At 43.3% G+C, this 15,066-nt stretch carries 14 protein-coding genes and 2 tRNA genes; 3 read left to right on the forward strand and 13 right to left on the reverse strand.

Annotated features, from left to right (window positions below; translation table 11 throughout):
* Window positions 1–13: 13 nt before the first annotated feature.
* The 12 genes from HPC40_RS06165 to HPC40_RS06220 all read right to left on the reverse strand — a co-directional run bounded on the left by HPC40_RS06165 (window position 14) and on the right by HPC40_RS06220 (window position 11,023).
* Window positions 14–922, reverse strand: a complete 909-nt coding sequence (locus HPC40_RS06165) for a DnaB-like helicase N-terminal domain-containing protein (RefSeq protein ID WP_208118625.1) — start codon at window positions 920–922, stop codon at window positions 14–16.
* An 11-nt stretch (window positions 923–933) separates the two neighbouring features.
* Window positions 934–1,734, reverse strand: coding sequence for a ParA family protein (locus tag HPC40_RS06170; RefSeq protein ID WP_208118626.1), 801 nt, complete (start codon window positions 1,732–1,734; stop codon window positions 934–936).
* 93 nt (window positions 1,735–1,827) lie between these two features.
* Window positions 1,828–1,914: transfer RNA gene (locus HPC40_RS06175), tRNA-Leu, on the reverse strand.
* A 1-nt stretch (window position 1,915) separates the two neighbouring features.
* Window positions 1,916–1,991: transfer RNA gene (locus HPC40_RS06180), tRNA-Gly, on the reverse strand.
* A 95-nt stretch (window positions 1,992–2,086) separates the two neighbouring features.
* Window positions 2,087–2,644, reverse strand: a complete 558-nt coding sequence (gene pgsA / locus HPC40_RS06185) for a CDP-diacylglycerol--glycerol-3-phosphate 3-phosphatidyltransferase (protein WP_208118627.1) — start codon at window positions 2,642–2,644, stop codon at window positions 2,087–2,089.
* A gap of 59 nt (window positions 2,645–2,703) precedes the next feature.
* Entirely contained in the window at window positions 2,704–4,533 is a 1,830-nt protein-coding gene (gene uvrC, locus HPC40_RS06190; RefSeq protein WP_208118628.1) for an excinuclease ABC subunit UvrC, read from the reverse strand.
* Window positions 4,534–4,956: a YidB family protein gene (locus HPC40_RS06195; RefSeq protein ID WP_208118629.1), complete on the reverse strand. Its 423-nt coding sequence runs from the start codon at window positions 4,954–4,956 to the stop codon at window positions 4,534–4,536.
* 17 nt (window positions 4,957–4,973) lie between these two features.
* Window positions 4,974–5,741 carry a 3-deoxy-manno-octulosonate cytidylyltransferase gene (gene kdsB / locus HPC40_RS06200; protein ID WP_208118630.1) on the reverse strand — a complete coding sequence of 256 codons (768 nt, stop codon included), beginning with the start codon at window positions 5,739–5,741 and terminating at the stop codon, window positions 4,974–4,976.
* Window positions 5,734–5,919: a Trm112 family protein gene (locus HPC40_RS06205; protein ID WP_208118631.1), complete on the reverse strand. Its 186-nt coding sequence runs from the start codon at window positions 5,917–5,919 to the stop codon at window positions 5,734–5,736. Before HPC40_RS06205 ends, kdsB begins: the two co-directional genes overlap by 8 nt.
* Complete coding sequence (lpxK, locus tag HPC40_RS06210) at window positions 5,916–6,887, reverse strand: tetraacyldisaccharide 4'-kinase (protein WP_208118632.1); 972 nt, start codon at window positions 6,885–6,887, stop codon at window positions 5,916–5,918. The genes HPC40_RS06205 and lpxK overlap by 4 nt, the downstream gene beginning before the upstream one ends.
* A 3-nt stretch (window positions 6,888–6,890) precedes the next feature.
* Complete coding sequence (msbA, locus tag HPC40_RS06215; protein ID WP_208118633.1) at window positions 6,891–8,663, reverse strand: lipid A ABC transporter ATP-binding protein/permease MsbA; 1,773 nt, start codon at window positions 8,661–8,663, stop codon at window positions 6,891–6,893.
* Window positions 8,664–8,692: 29 nt separating this feature from the next.
* Window positions 8,693–11,023 carry a DNA internalization-related competence protein ComEC/Rec2 gene (locus HPC40_RS06220; RefSeq protein ID WP_208118634.1) on the reverse strand — a complete coding sequence of 777 codons (2,331 nt, stop codon included), beginning with the start codon at window positions 11,021–11,023 and terminating at the stop codon, window positions 8,693–8,695.
* A 309-nt stretch (window positions 11,024–11,332) separates the two neighbouring features.
* Here HPC40_RS06220 and dksA point away from each other — a divergent pair, with 309 nt between their 5' ends.
* From dksA to folK, 3 genes are all read left to right on the forward strand, one after another.
* Window positions 11,333–11,782: an RNA polymerase-binding protein DksA gene (gene dksA / locus HPC40_RS06225; RefSeq protein ID WP_208118635.1), complete on the forward strand. Its 450-nt coding sequence runs from the start codon at window positions 11,333–11,335 to the stop codon at window positions 11,780–11,782.
* Between the two features lie 97 nt (window positions 11,783–11,879).
* Window positions 11,880–13,352 carry a polynucleotide adenylyltransferase PcnB gene (gene pcnB, locus HPC40_RS06230; RefSeq protein WP_208118636.1) on the forward strand — a complete coding sequence of 491 codons (1,473 nt, stop codon included), beginning with the start codon at window positions 11,880–11,882 and terminating at the stop codon, window positions 13,350–13,352.
* Window positions 13,345–13,833 (forward strand): 2-amino-4-hydroxy-6-hydroxymethyldihydropteridine diphosphokinase, encoded by a 489-nt coding sequence (gene folK / locus HPC40_RS06235; RefSeq protein WP_208118637.1) that lies wholly within the window; start codon window positions 13,345–13,347, stop codon window positions 13,831–13,833. Before pcnB ends, folK begins: the two co-directional genes overlap by 8 nt.
* Before the next feature lie 13 nt (window positions 13,834–13,846).
* Here folK and metX read toward each other — a convergent pair whose 3' ends face one another.
* On the reverse strand, window positions 13,847–14,926 hold the full coding sequence (metX, locus tag HPC40_RS06240; protein WP_208118638.1) for a homoserine O-acetyltransferase MetX: 1,080 nt from the start codon (window positions 14,924–14,926) through the stop codon (window positions 13,847–13,849).
* Window positions 14,927–15,066 lie beyond the last annotated feature (140 nt).

The following is a 15,066-nucleotide window of genomic DNA, read 5'->3' on the forward strand; positions in this document are numbered from 1 at the left end:
TTTTGCATGATCATTAACAATCAATGAGCAATCTATCTTGCCAATCATCCAAGATAGTTTTCATGGTTTCTGAAATTTTCGCCCACTCGTAGTCTGTCAATGTGTCTGCTTGTCGGATAGCTTGCAAGCTGACTGAACCCAGCATAGAAATGAATCGTTGTAAAAGATGATCGGCTGGCATCTCCATGCTGAAATATTGGATTGGCTTGTCCTTGAAGGTTTCCAAAGTATGCCAAGCAATATTTTGAGAAAATGCAGTTTTCCCCATCGATGGTCTAGCAGCAATCAAAATGAGATCGCCAGGCTGTCCACCTGTTGTCATTTCATCAAGTTTGGCAATTCCTGTTGGCGTACCGCTGACTGGATTTTGCTTTAACGCAGCCGCTTCAATGCGATCAACAACTTTTTGGAATCCCTGCTTAAGATTACAAACACCATCATCTGATACTGTAGAAAGTGTAATTTGAGTAATGCCTTTCTCAGCATAATCAATCAACGCGTCCAATTGCTCTGATGTCTTTGCGCTACTACTTTCAGCAACAAGATGTTGCCCCAAAGCCAGTAATTGACGGTGGCGACTATATTGCTTGATTACATCTGCATAGTTTTTGATGTTCGCAGCTGATGGCGTGTTTTTGGCAACATCGGCTAAATAAGCAAACCCGCCAGTGGGTTCACTGAGATTTTGCTGTTTTAACACCTCATCGAGTGTAACAAGATCGACAGCCGTTCCTTTCAATAACAAGGATGAAATTTGTTCAAAAATAACCCTGTGCGTTTTCAAATAAAAATCACTAGGCTCAAGCGTATCGCCAATCTCATCAAACGCATTGTTATCCAATAATAAGCCACCGATAACTGATTGCTCTGCATAGTCAGAATAGAGCAATTCGGCGGTAGGCTTTGCATTTTTTGATACCATACTCACCTCGCTTATTGCTCAAATTTGTGAGCAAATTGCGGCATGAGTACACTGCATATCGTTTTAATGACATCATATTCCACCTTGCTATGCTTATAGACTGGTAGGGAATATGTTGCCGCTTCACGATATGCTACTCTTGATGGAATGATGAAATCCATCAATGTCGTTGTCTCGCTTTCAAAGGATTTTTCAAACAAATCGTGGAGTTGTTTCAACACAAATTTCGCGTCATTTGTATTATCAACACAGCTTGCAACCGCTTTAATTGGTGGCAGCACTAAACCAAAATTGGTGAAGGTTTGCAATTCTTGATACATTCCCACCGTACCGCGGATAAATTCTTTCGCGGATAGAATGTGTGGAAGAATTGGACAGAAAAGTACATCGGATGCCAATACCGACATATCAACCGTAATATCTCGCGTACCGCGCGTATCAATTACGATGACATCATATCCTGGTATTTGACTGAGTAAATGGCGGAATCGCAATGCACCATCAGGTGCGTTACGAAGCATTTGGTTGATGATACCACCAGCGTCATTTGACTGAATCAGATCAAGATTTTTGACAACTGTTTTTGAAATGATTGTCGCTGGTTCAGTAATTTTGTTGATCAGGAGCTCATATAACCCACCGGGCGCAGAATAATCCAGCTCATAATAGGACGTCAGTGTAGGCTGTACGTCTGTGTCAATTAATAAAGTTTTGAGTCCATGTTCTGCACAAAATGCACCAATGTTGGCCGCATTTGTGCTCTTAGTTTGGCCACCTTTTGTTGAGACGATGGCAATTACAAAAGTTCGCATAGTTATCTCTCTTAACACAGAAAAATGAATGTTAAGGAGGTATTAGAAATAATAGTACTTTTGTTTAAAAGAGGAGAGAAGATTAAAATGAGATGGTGCCCGAGGCCAGACTTGAACTGGCACAGCTCGAAAGCCGAGGGATTTTAAATCCCTTGTGTCTACCGATTCCACCACTCGGGCGTGGAGCGGGAAACGAGACTCGAACTCGCGACCCCAACCTTGGCAAGGTTGTGCTCTACCAACTGAGCTATTCCCGCAATATTTGTTAAGTGCTGTGCATTTTACTGATTTATCATTATTAGTCAACAGCGTTTTACAGTGAGATGTACTGATTGCTCAAAAAACAACTTGTTTATGGTGCAACATCATCTAAAAGGCTACCACGTGCGGCTTTGAGGTATTGCAACATTGACCATACTGTTAAAATAGCGGCAATGTATAACGCTATTGTTGCTAATGTTTCCATCCATGGTGCTGCTCGCCATAATAATCCAATGAGTGAAATCATTTGAGCAGTCGTTTTGACTTTGCCCCAAATGGATACAGCAACTTTACTTCTATCACCAATTTCGGCCATCCATTCACGTAAGGCTGAGATAATAATTTCTCGTGAAATCATAACGATAGCAGGTAAAGTGATCCAAAAGGAGTGATAATACTCTACCACCAATACTAGTGCTGCCGCTACCATTACTTTATCTGCCACAGGATCTAAAAAAGCACCGAAGCGGGTCGTTTGGTTCCATTTTCGTGCCAGAAATCCATCAAACCAGTCTGTAATCGCAGCAATTAAAAAGACAAGTGCGGTCAAAAATGGAGCCCACTTAAATGGAAGATAGAAGCAAGCAATAAAGAGCGGAATCAGCACCACGCGAAATAAGGTAAGGAATGTCGGAAAGTTTAATTTCATAGCAGTCAATTCAGCGCATAATTTGGTTTATTGTACTCCAAATTAGTCAGCTTGAAAACTCACGAATGCTTCAGGTAATCAAAAATTGTTTCAGCCATTGCTTTGGAAATCCCCGGTACGCGTGCAATATCATCAACACTTGCCGCTTTCACGCCTTGCATACCGCCAAGATATTTTAATAATGCTTGACGCCGTTTTGCACCAATCCCTTCTATCGCCTCCAATCCACTTTGTGTAAATGCCTTTTGGCGTTTTTTGCGATGAGCCCCAATCGCATAGCGATGAGATTCGTCTCGAATATGTTGAATTAAGTGCAATGCAATGCTGTCTGCGGGCAAATGAAATTCTTTATCTTGTCGGCTAATGATCAATGTCTCCAATCCAGCTTTGCGATCTACGCCTTTTGCTACCCCAATGAGTAAGGGTTTGGTTTTATCCCATGGAACATCTAAATGGTCAAAAACAGACTGCGCACGATGAAGTTGCCCTTTTCCCCCATCAATAAAAATAATATCAGGCACTTTATCAATATCTAATGGCTTGTTATAACGTTTTAACAACGCTTTTTCCATGGCGGCATAATCGTCACCAGGGGTAATGCCATCAATATTAAAACGCCGATAATCGGCTTTAAAAGGGCCTTCGTGATTGAATACCACACAAGACGCAACGGTTTGCTGCCCCATAGTATGGCTGATATCAAAACACTCCATTCGCATAATATGCTTAAGGTTTAATAACTCGCACAATGCTTGATAGCGTTCACGGATACGTCCACTCTGCTTAAGCTGATCAGTTAAGGCATTCTCTGCATTAATTTCTGCCAAGTGTAAAAATTGAGATTGCTTACCTTTGGCATTGTCTTGAATCTGCACTTGGCTGCCAGCATGTTCACTAAGTGCGGTTTCCAATAATGTTTTATCACTCAATTTACGGTTGATCACAATCCGCTTCGGAATACTTCTCCCCTGTGCACCTTGTAAATAAAATTGCCCCAAAAAGCCGTGGGCAATTTCATCAAGTACGGTATGATGTGGCAATTTTGGAAAATAGCCTCGACTGCCCAGCACCTTGCCTTGACGAATAAACACAATATACACACACGCCAGCCCATGCCGATGTGCGATTGCGATTAAATCCATTTCCTCTCCGCTGGCATTGGCAACAAACTGCTTTTCAGTTACCGCACGCACTGATTGAATCTGATCTCGATAAAGTGCGGCTTTCTCAAAATTCAATTCTCGGCTTGCTGTTTCCATTTGGCTGACCAAGTGTTCAATAATTTGACTATCTCGCCCCTGCAGAAATAAACGCACATAACGAACTTGCTGCTGGTAATCTTCATCACTTACATAACCTGCCACACAAGGCGCAAGACAACGTCCAATTTGATATTGCAAACAAGGACGTGAGCGATTGCGATAAACCGAGTTTTCGCACTGGCGAATCGGAAATATTTTTTGGATAAGCCCCAATGCCTCACTTACTGCATAGCGATTAGGATATGGACCAAAATATTCGCCTTTTATTTTTTGGCTACCACGATGAAACGTAACGCGTGGATGCTGTTCTTTCGTCAGCAAAATGTAAGGATACGATTTATCATCTCGCAGTAGCACATTGTATTTTGGTTGATATTTTTGAATATAATTGTGCTCAAGTAACAACGCTTCCGTTTCCGAGTGTGTTACGGTCACATCAATATGTGCAATCAACGAAACAAGTGCTTCCGTCTTTTTACTGGCGAGATTTTTACGAAAATAACTACTTAACCGTTTTTTTAAATCCTTCGCCTTGCCAACGTAAATGACCTCCTCTTGTGCGTTATACATTCGATAAACGCCTGGCTCGGTGGTGACATTGGCAAGAAATAGCGTTGCATCAAACATTTATTTTTTAAATAAACTGCCTAACACAGACTGAACACCTTTGCTGAGCAAATCTGTATTATTTGTATCATTTACATGTCCATTAGGACTGAGTTTGTCTATGATTTGCGGTAAAAATTGCGATAATAAATCTGATGCGTGTTGTTTATTATCAAGCCCAGCTTGTTGCGCGGCTTGCTCTAACGTCTGTGAGCCAATTGCCTGATCGATTTCCTGCGGCGAAATAGGTTTATTCTCCCCTTGCCCCAACCACGACTGTACAATATCGCCTAAGCCACCTTGTTGTAGCTTCGTTAAAAGCCCTTGCACACCGCCTTGTGAGTTTAGTAGTGCATTGATAAGTTGCATTGCTTGCATGCTCTGCTCCCCTTTATCTTGCCCGAAAAGCCCAGATAACACAGATCCTACTACTTTCTCAAACATACCCTATCCTTTTTTTGTTATGCTAAAATTTGGCGAACTTTTTCCAAGTCCTCCGCTGTATCCACCCCAACCGCTGGCGTTTGCTTAGCGATTGCCATATGAATTTTTTCGCCATACCACAACACGCGCAATTGTTCTAATGACTCAATGTGTTCAATTGGACTTGGCTCCCATGCAACATATTGACGAATAAATCCTGCTCGATAAGCATAAAGCCCAATATGGCGCAAGTATGGAAATGCGTCAACCGCACTTTGTGCCTCACTCACCGCGGTTTGTGCAAATTCATCACGATGCCACGGAATGGGCGCACGAGAAAAATACACCACATAGCCATTTTTATCACACAACGCCTTAACAACATTTGGATTTGCAAGTTCGTAAGCATCATCTAGTTGAACCGCTAAGGTAGCCATTTTCGCCTGACTACCACACAATAGCGAGGCGACTTGCTCAATAATGCTTGGCGGAATCAACGGTTCATCACCTTGCACATTGACCACAATCTCATCATCCGCCAAGCCTAACGCCTCAACCACCTCAGCCAAACGCTCTGTGCCCGAGTTGTGATGCGTTGATGTCATGCATACTTCCCCCCCAAAGTGCTGAACCGCACTTTGTACTCTTTCATCATCGGTTGCCACTACAACACGCTTTGCACCAGCTTTTTTCGCCTGCATCCATACATGTTGGATCATGGGTTTACCCGCAATATATGCCAATGGTTTGCCTGGCAAGCGAGATGAAGCATAGCGTGCTGGGATAATTACTGTAAAATCAGTCATTTTTCACCTCATTTTTATCTAGCTCAACCGCACTTTCAGGTAAAAGCACCACAATATCTTGATCGATTGAATATGCTATATTTTCGTGTGCACAAATTAAACGTGCGTTTGCTTCATCATAGCGTAATTTCGCCTGACAACGTGGACATGCCAGCATTCCCAAAACCTGTTTATTCATTGCAACAACCTCTCAATTTTTGCCATAATTGGCATAATTTCCGTACTCATTTGCGCCTCCACAGGGACATACCACCAATTTGCTTGTGCCTGATCTTGATATTTCACCGCATCTTTTTCCGTCATTAATAACGTTTGTGTTGGCGTTGTCATTGCCTGTAATGTTGCAAACGATGCGTGTTGGTGATCTGCCAAATGATGTGTTGTGGTAAGCTCAATACCTGCCTGCTTTAATGTAGCAAAAAACCGATCGGGGTTACCTATACCCGCCATGGCCACCACCGCTTTATCGTGAAAATACGCTAACGGTTGCACCTCACGGCTAACAAGATTAACCGCACTTTGTGCTTTTAAGTGCATTTGAACCTCGCCAGAATGCGCCACGCCACCATTGCAAATAATCCCATCAACAGTATCAAGCCGCGCAGGACATTCACGCAAAGGCCCTGCGGGTAACAAAAAGCCATTGCCCAAGCGTCGCTCACCATCAACAACTGCCAACTCTATATCACGCACCAGTTTATAGTGCTGCATTCCGTCATCAGCAATAATAATATCAAGTTCTTGATCGGCTAATAATGCTTCAATAGCGTATTTGCGATTAGGGTAAACAGCAACTGTAGCACCTGTCCGTTTTGCAATTAAAACAGGCTCATCGCCCACTAAACGTGGATCACTTGAGCTATTAACCAACCGCACTTTATTTGTTTTCTCACCGCCATATCCACGGGAAATCACACCGACACGTCTCCCTTTTGCCATCAATGCTTGCACTAACCAAATTACCACTGGCGTTTTGCCATTGCCACCGACACTGATATTCCCGACAATCACAACGGGTACTGCGGCTTTATAAGGTGTTAATAAATGCTGATAAAGTATACGACGCACATAAGTAATCAGCCCAAAAAGTGCAGAAAGCGGTAATAACAGATAACTTAAAAACGTTCGCTTAAACCAAAATTTCATGATTTACGTGTGGTTAAATTGCATTTTATGTAGTTGAGCATAAGCATTGCCTTTTGCCAATAACGCACTGTGCGTGCCTTGTTCAACGATTTCACCGTGATCAATCACCACAATCTCATCGGCATTTTCAATCGTTGAAAGCCGGTGAGCAATCACAATAATCGTACGTTCATTACGCATATCATCCAATGCTGCCTGAATTGCACGCTCAGATTCGGTATCTAACGCCGATGTCGCTTCATCAAGCACCAACACGCTCGCATTACGCAATAGAGCTCGTGCAATCGCTAGGCGTTGTCGCTGCCCGCCCGAAAGCATGACGCCATTTTCACCCACTATAGTATCCATACCTTGCGGTAAATCTTCAATAAATTCTAAGGCATATGCTGCTTTTGCAGCGGCAATAATTTGCTCACGGGTGTAATCTTCTGTTGCGGCATAAGCAATGTTATTGGCTACGGTATCATTAAACAAGTGCACTTGCTGTGATACTACCGCACAATGCTTGCGTAAATTTTCAAGTGTATAATGTTGCACATTATGTCCATCCAGACACACTTCGCCTTGAGAAACATCATAAAAACGCGTAATCAAATTTGCGATGGTCGATTTACCAGAACCAGAACGCCCAACCAATGCAACAGTTTTGCCTGCTGGGATGGTCAAATTAATATGACGTAACACATCATTATTTTTACTGGCATAACGGAAGGTCACATCTCGAAAAGACACTTCCCCTCGTACCTTTTCCACGCTCAAGGTGCCATCATCTTTCTCTTTTGGTAAATCCATAATGCTAAATAACGTTTGGCATGCAGCCATTCCACGCTGAAATTGAGCATTTACGTTGGTTAACGATTTGAGCGGTTTCATCATCGCCAGCATTGAGGAAAATACGACTGTAAAATCCCCCGCAGTGAGCGACTGTGCCATAATGCTTGGAATGGTGGCAAGATACAACACTACCGCTAACGCAAACGAAGCAATAATTTGTACAATCGGATCGGAAATGGCCGATGCCATCATCATTTTCATTCCCTTGCGTCTCATATCATTACTAACATGGTTAAAGCGTGCCTCTTCCACTTTTTGCCCACCAAACGACAACACGACTTTATGCCCTTTCAGCATTTGCTCAGCTGATGCGGTCAACTCTCCCATAGAGGTTTGCATATTTTTACTTAAACGACGGAAATGTTTAGATACAATGCTGATCAGAACGGCAATAATAGGTCCGATAATAAATAACACCACAGAAAGTTGCCAGCTGGTATAAATCATGACTACTAACAATGAAATAAGATACGCCCCCTCGCGAACAATAGTCACTAACGCACCTGACGATGAAGCCGCCACTTGCTCTGAATCATAGGTAATGCGAGAAAGTAATTTACCTGAAGAGTTATTGTCAAAGAATGTGACTGGCATGTACATCATATGCTTAAATAATTTACGACGCATCACCATAATCACTTTGCCTGAAACCCACGCTAGGCAATATGTGGAAATAAAATTGCTTAGCCCTCGAAAGAAAATAAGCACCACGACCACCACAGCCATAATTTTCAAAAAGCCACTATCAGCTTTGCCAAAACCATCATCAAGCAACGGTTTTAACATATAAATCAAGCCAGAATCAGCCAGTGCATTAATAATTAATGCAACGGCAGCCACAATCAATCCTGATTTAAACGGCAAAATCATCGGCCATAGGCGTTTAAACGTTTTACCCGTAGAAAAATCTTTATCCAGTAATTCAGTTTCTGTTTCGTTCATTCTTACTATTCTTTCATGCTCATTTGCCCTTATTTTAAACTGTTCTGCTCCATAACGCCAACAATTGAATAATACCATGGCGAATATTGCCCACGCGCGCAAGCCACATGCCAATCCCTTGCATAGACACTCAGACGAATTTGCCCACACTGTGCAGTGTCAAAAACCGCACTTTGCATATGTGCTAAATGTGAAAGCACCGACGCATGAGGAAAACGCCACGGATTATGCAACCCCACACCAATCAACGCAATTTTGGGATGCGTTGCGTTTAAAAACTGCCACGAACTGGATGTTTTACTACCATGATGCGCAACTTGCAGCCAATCAATTGGCTTTATATCCTGTGCTATCGCTCGTTCGCCTTTCACATCTAAATCACCAGTGAGCAACACACGAAGCCCTTCACGTTCAATCAAAAGCACACAAGAGTCCGCATTCTTCGCACGCTCACGCAACGTGTAAGGTAAAAGTGCGGTCAACGTAAATCCTTGCCAATGCCATTGTTTTCCACTCACACAACCTTGTGACGTTTTGCCATAATCCTTTTTTGATGGGCTGATGAATTGCAGCGTAGGATACTGCGCTAACACATCACGCACGCCACCACTATGATCATTATCATCATGGCTAATAAAAAGCATCTCTGGCTGAACACCACGGCGTGTCAAATAGGGAATGAGCTCAAGCCTCGCCATACTGCCCCCTTCCCACCCCTGCCCTGTGTCATACAGGATTGCTTTGCCTTGCCGCTCAATGATTATCGCCAGTCCTTGCCCCACATCCATAACACTCAACTGCCATGTCGGCGAACGCATGGGCAACGCCATCACGATACAACTTACCCCTAAAACCAAAAAACAGCTTGCGATTTGCGGGTATTTCAATGGCGGAGCCACAAATAACAACGATGTTTCTTGCCAATATTTCGCTGCGAGCAGTAAAAGTGCGGTTATAATCCAAATTGCCGCACTAAGATACCACATGGTTTGACTTGATAAAGTCAACAAGCCATTTGGCAACAGAGCAATCAGCTTCATGCTAAGGCTTAGTAGATAATCCACCCAATGCCATGTGATGCCTGCGGTGAACAGATTTAACAATAACAGCGGCATAATGACAAAACTAAAGAGTGGCAACAACACAAGATTTGACCACAATGCACCCACCGCAACCTGCCCAAATAACAGCAATTGTAACGGCGTTAAGAAAAGTAATAATCCCAACTGCACATGCAAAAGAGAGATCATAAAATAAAACGTGCGGTTCATCTGCTGCTTGAGCGGCGTTGAACGCCAGTGCCATGCGTTCAATGGCAATAATGTATTAAATACGCCAATTGCAGCCACCGCACCAAATGAAAGCCAAAAACCTTCTTGTAAATACGCGAACGGCGAGCATAGCGTCACAACCAACGCAGCATAAATCAGCACCTGCCACCAACGTAGGTGAATGCGTAATAAGCGTGCCAGTAGCCATACCGTTAACATGCTCAAAGCACGCTGTGTCGGGAGTGAAAAATCCGCCAAATAGCCATATAAAAATGCACTGCATAATGCCAACATTAAAGGAAAGTGCGGTGTAATCCAACGTTGTGGCAAGCCCCACTGTATCGCTCGCGCCACAGCCCAGCCGAAAAAAGCAATCAGCCCGATATGCAGCCCTGAAATTGCCATCAAATGCGCTGTACCACTTTCACGAAATGCCTGCCATTGTGGCTGTGTAATCTCGCTACGCTCGCCAAAAGCAAGGGCTAAAATAAGCCCTGCATTATCCAGCCCTTTGACTTGTGCTGCAACCAAATCAAATAAACGCTCCCGAACTGTTTTTTTCTGCGCGAGTCGTTCGCCTGTTTTAACCGTGGCTGTCGCAATAATTGATTGCGAAATAAGCCAACGCTGTCGACTAAATCCGTCAAAATTCAACCGCCCTTTTAACGGCATCAGATGAAGTGCCAACTGCCAACGCTGCCCCACTTGTGGAGATGTGTCTATTTGCCAATTCAATAGCACGTTTTGCCGCCCCAATTTCCATGCTCGCAAATCCACTTTCGCCACCACAGCGGTATAAACCGCACTTTGATGTTTTATCTCGATAATATCTGCCGTGGCAGTCATTTTCCCAATCTCGCCCACCGCAGTGGCATTGTCCCAAAAATCAGCAAGTTGCCACTGTGTGAACGCAACACAAATAAGGAAAAGTGCGGTTGTCAACCATTTTCTTCCCCGCTTAACCCAACCCCAAATACCCGTAACAGTAGCCATAACCAATACAAAAGGAAAAAATGCCGTTACTACAAGGGGAATAAATAACACTTGTAAAAGTGCGGTCAAATAGCATAGTGCAATGCGTAATAACACCCGTTTTCCCACATTAAAATAAAAAGACATTTATCAGAGAAAATAACTGAACAAAAGATCCGCATAATTATGTTGGAATGGTGATCGCAAAAGTGAAGCACATCACGTTTTTCAATAAAAATTGACATAAGAAAGTGTTTGCGTCTAAAAAAACCGCAATATTGACAATATTTTATTTGCCAAACGGGTCGGGTTCTGATAAATATACGCCTTTAAAAAATCTAGTGATTAACTCTACCTCAATAGAGTTACTGTTATACCACTCATGAATGAACCTTGATTTTACGGGTTCACACACAGGAGAATAAAATGAGTAAAAGTGCGCCGAAAACGTCGTTGAGCCTTTTGTCTTTGGCTGGCGTGGAGCCTTATGTTGAAAAGAAAAATGAAGAATATATGAATGAGAATCAACTCACTCATTTTAAAAAAATTCTCAATGCATGGCGTCATCAAATTGTCGATGAAGCAGGCAAAACTGTGGCACAGATGCAAGACGAAGCAGCAAACTTCCCAGATCCTGCCGATCGTGCAACACAAGAAGAAGAATTTTCACTGGTGTTACGCAGCCGCGATCGCGAACGTAAGTTGTTGAAAAAAATTGATCACACCCTCGCTAAAATCGACACAGGTGATTTCGGTTACTGCGATACATGTGGCGTTGAAATTGGCATTCGCCGCTTAGAAGCACGCCCGACCGCAGATTTATGTATTGATTGCAAAACCTTAGCGGAAATTCGTGAAAAACAAACATCAAAATAAACTTGATATTGCCCCTTATATGTAACTGAGGGGCTTTAACTTGCAAAATCTGCGATTTTGACTACAATTTGCAATCGTATTTCATTGAGTTTGCCAATTGAGGTGTCCTATTTTAAAACTAATTAAACAGTTTTTCGGGAAACAAGAACACGCCCAACCTCCTGCACCGAAAAACCCTAACACGCACAACAAACACACACCAAAATCGGAATTGAGTACGAAAATTCCGTCTTGTCTTGAACCGGTTAAACACAAAGCCTCTGGCATTGGCGTGCATGCACGTCTTATTCACCGCAATGCGCTTAGTGTTGTTGCCAAATTACAACGCAATGGCTATGAGGCTTATCTCGTAGGTGGCTGCCTGCGTGATATTTTACTTGAGCGTACCCCAAAAGATTTTGATGTTGCAACTAACGCCAGCCCAGAGCAAATCAAGCGCGCATTTGGTCGCCAATGCCGTTTAGTGGGACGACGCTTTCGTTTAGCCCACATTATGTTTGGGCGTGATATTATTGAAGTCGCCACCTTCCGTGGAGAATCCGATAATAATGATGACATGCAACGCAAATGTAACACCGATGGCATGCTGCTGCGAGACAATGTATATGGCACACTGGAAGATGACGCTAAACGGCGTGATTTCACGGTAAATTCGCTATATTACGATCCACAACATAATGTGGTGCTAGACTATTTCAACGGAGTTGACGATATTCGTACAGGCAAATTACGCTTAATTGGCGATCCTAAAGTGCGGTATCAAGAAGATCCGGTTCGGATTTTGCGTGCTATTCGTTTTATGGCAAAACTGGATATGTTCCTTGAGCGTGAAAGCCTCGATCCCATTCATCACTACGCGGCATTACTCCGCCAAATTCCAGCAGCACGCTTATTTGATGAATCTCTTAAATTATTACAAAGTGGCAATGGGCTGAAAACCTACCAGCTGTTACGCAAATTTGATTTGGTAAAATACCTATTCCCTACTTTAATGCCATTTTTCACCCCAAATCAGGATTCTTTGGCAGAGCGCATGATTGAGCATGCCTTGCGTTCAACAGACGAACGTATTGAAGATAACCTTCGCATTAATCCTGCCTTTATGTTTGCCGCCGTCTTTTGGTATCCGTTACGGGAAAATATGGAGCAGCTCAAAAATGAAGCGAATTTAAATAATGCCGACGCATTTAATGTGGCGGCTGCAGAAATTTTAAGCGGGCTTTGTAAAGCCCTCGCCGTGCCTCGCCGACATACCATTGTTATTCGCGAAATTTGGTTTATGCAACTCCAATTTCCTCGACGCAACGGCAATCAAGCTGACCGCACTTTTGCTCGCCCTAAATTCAGAGCAGGCTTTGATTTGCTTGCTATGCGTGCCGAACTGGAAAAAGGGGAATTAATCGAATTAACAGAATGGTGGCATGAATATCAGCTCAGTAATCAAAGCCAACGCGATGCCCTAGTGCAAGCACAAAATAAAAAATCACCTCCGATGAAAAAACGCCGTCCTCGTCGCCGCCGCACAAAACCGCGCAATACATCAGCAATAAAGGGCGCGAATAATGGCTAAGGTGCGAGCTTATATTGCGCTAGGCAGCAATTTAGATAATCCCACTGAGCAACTCACATTGGCACTCAGTGCACTCAGACAGCTCAAAGGCTCCCAATTATGTGCGGTTAGTGCATTTTATCAAAGTACGCCGTTAGGTCCACAAGATCAGCCTGATTATGTTAACGCTGTAGCGGCACTGGATACCGCACTTAGCCCATTAGAATTGCTTGATGAACTACAACGCATTGAAATAGCGCAAGGACGTGTGCGTAAACGCCGTTGGGGAGAGCGTACGTTGGATTTGGATATTTTGCTTTACGGCAACCATATCATCCAATCCGACCGCTTAACCATACCGCATTATGATATGCACCAGCGTGAATTTGTGATAATTCCGCTATTCGACATTGCACCCGATCTTATGCTACCTCACGGTCAGCCATTGAAACAATTAGCAGAACAATTTAAGCATCACACTATGCAAAAAGTGCGGTTTTAACCGCACTTTGACCTTATTGCCCCAATCCTTTACGCAGGCAAGGGGCGAAAAAATCATATTCCACCAAAAAAGCATCATGCCCGAAATCAGAATTAAGTTCAAAATAATCTACGTTGACTCCACTGTTACACAGTAAATCTCGAGTGGTATGCATATCATGCAATGTAAACAATTGATCACTGGCAACGGCAATCAACGTGTAGTGAGCCTGAATGCGAGAAAGTGCGGTTTGTATATTATCAAAGCCATCGGCAGGATCATAGCAATCCAATGCGCGTGTTAGGTGCAGATAACTGTTTGCATCAAAGCGTTCAAGAAATTTTTGCCCCTGATAACTTAGATACGACTCCACTTGAAACACATCGCCAAAATAGCGTTGTTCTTGCTTTTTGGCACGCCCAAACGCTTTATTTAATTGCTTGCCTGTACGGTAGGTGAGCATGCCCAACATTCTCGCCACCGCTAACCCTTGATGTGGCGGTGTTGCGCCATAGTAATCACCATGATTAAAGTGCGGATCGCCGATTATCGCCTGACGCATCACATGATCAAAACCCACGGCTTCAGGGCTTAGTGACAATGATGAACACAAATTCAGCACATGGGTCATCATATCAGGATAGGCTATTGCCCATTGGGTGGCTTGCATACCACCGAAAGAGCCGCCAATCACCGCATGTAACTGCGGAATCTCTAAATAATCTAACAAGGCTTTTTGGACATGAACAATATCTTGAATCGTGATTGCGGGAAAACGGCTACCATACGGCATGCCATCAAATGGGGTCGGCGAAGAAGGCCCTGTTGTCCCTTTACAACCACCTAACACGTTAGAACAAATGAAAAAATATTGGTCAGTATCCAACGCAAGTCCACTACCCATAAAATTTTGCCACCATCCTTTTTGCCCTGAAGTTGGTTCAAAATACGGTTCGGCATCACCCGTCAGTGCGTGGCAAATCAGCACGGCATTATCTTTGCGTGAATTCAGTTCACCATACGTTTGATACGCCACTTGTATCTGCTCTAACTGCCCACCATTAAACAGTGTCAGTGGCTGGTGTTGGAATAACGTTACACGTTGGATTGTCATACGACCTTGCATACAGCTAATAAATAAAATGTCATTACGTTACCGAGCGTGCGATCAGATGTCAAGAAATTTTAGCAGTCTAAACGTCTAGATTTAAAAACGGCTAAAATAGGTTTGCTTTTTTCTGATTGCACGGTATG

This window comes from Spirabiliibacterium falconis (assembly GCF_014885015.1).
GTDB classification, from domain to species: domain Bacteria; phylum Pseudomonadota; class Gammaproteobacteria; order Enterobacterales; family Pasteurellaceae; genus Spirabiliibacterium; species Spirabiliibacterium falconis.

What these genes read in the sequence shown, in the direction of transcription:
- folK (WP_208118637.1), top strand. Translation starts at nt 13,345, where the DNA reads ATGGCTAAGGTGCGAGCTTATATTGCGCTAGGCAGCAATTTAGATAAT.
- pgsA (WP_208118627.1), bottom strand. Translation starts at nt 2,644, where the DNA reads ATGAAATTAAACTTTCCGACATTCCTTACCTTATTTCGCGTGGTGCTG.
- kdsB (WP_208118630.1), bottom strand. Translation starts at nt 5,741, where the DNA reads ATGACTGATTTTACAGTAATTATCCCAGCACGCTATGCTTCATCTCGC.
- HPC40_RS06205 (WP_208118631.1), bottom strand. Translation starts at nt 5,919, where the DNA reads ATGAATAAACAGGTTTTGGGAATGCTGGCATGTCCACGTTGTCAGGCG.
- lpxK (WP_208118632.1), bottom strand. Translation starts at nt 6,887, where the DNA reads ATGAAATTTTGGTTTAAGCGAACGTTTTTAAGTTATCTGTTATTACCG.
- HPC40_RS06195 (WP_208118629.1), bottom strand. Translation starts at nt 4,956, where the DNA reads ATGTTTGAGAAAGTAGTAGGATCTGTGTTATCTGGGCTTTTCGGGCAA.
- metX (WP_208118638.1), bottom strand. Translation starts at nt 14,926, where the DNA reads ATGACAATCCAACGTGTAACGTTATTCCAACACCAGCCACTGACACTG.
- dksA (WP_208118635.1), top strand. Translation starts at nt 11,333, where the DNA reads ATGAGTAAAAGTGCGCCGAAAACGTCGTTGAGCCTTTTGTCTTTGGCT.
- HPC40_RS06165 (WP_208118625.1), bottom strand. Translation starts at nt 922, where the DNA reads ATGGTATCAAAAAATGCAAAGCCTACCGCCGAATTGCTCTATTCTGAC.
- HPC40_RS06170 (WP_208118626.1), bottom strand. Translation starts at nt 1,734, where the DNA reads ATGCGAACTTTTGTAATTGCCATCGTCTCAACAAAAGGTGGCCAAACT.
- msbA (WP_208118633.1), bottom strand. Translation starts at nt 8,663, where the DNA reads ATGAACGAAACAGAAACTGAATTACTGGATAAAGATTTTTCTACGGGT.
- uvrC (WP_208118628.1), bottom strand. Translation starts at nt 4,533, where the DNA reads ATGTTTGATGCAACGCTATTTCTTGCCAATGTCACCACCGAGCCAGGC.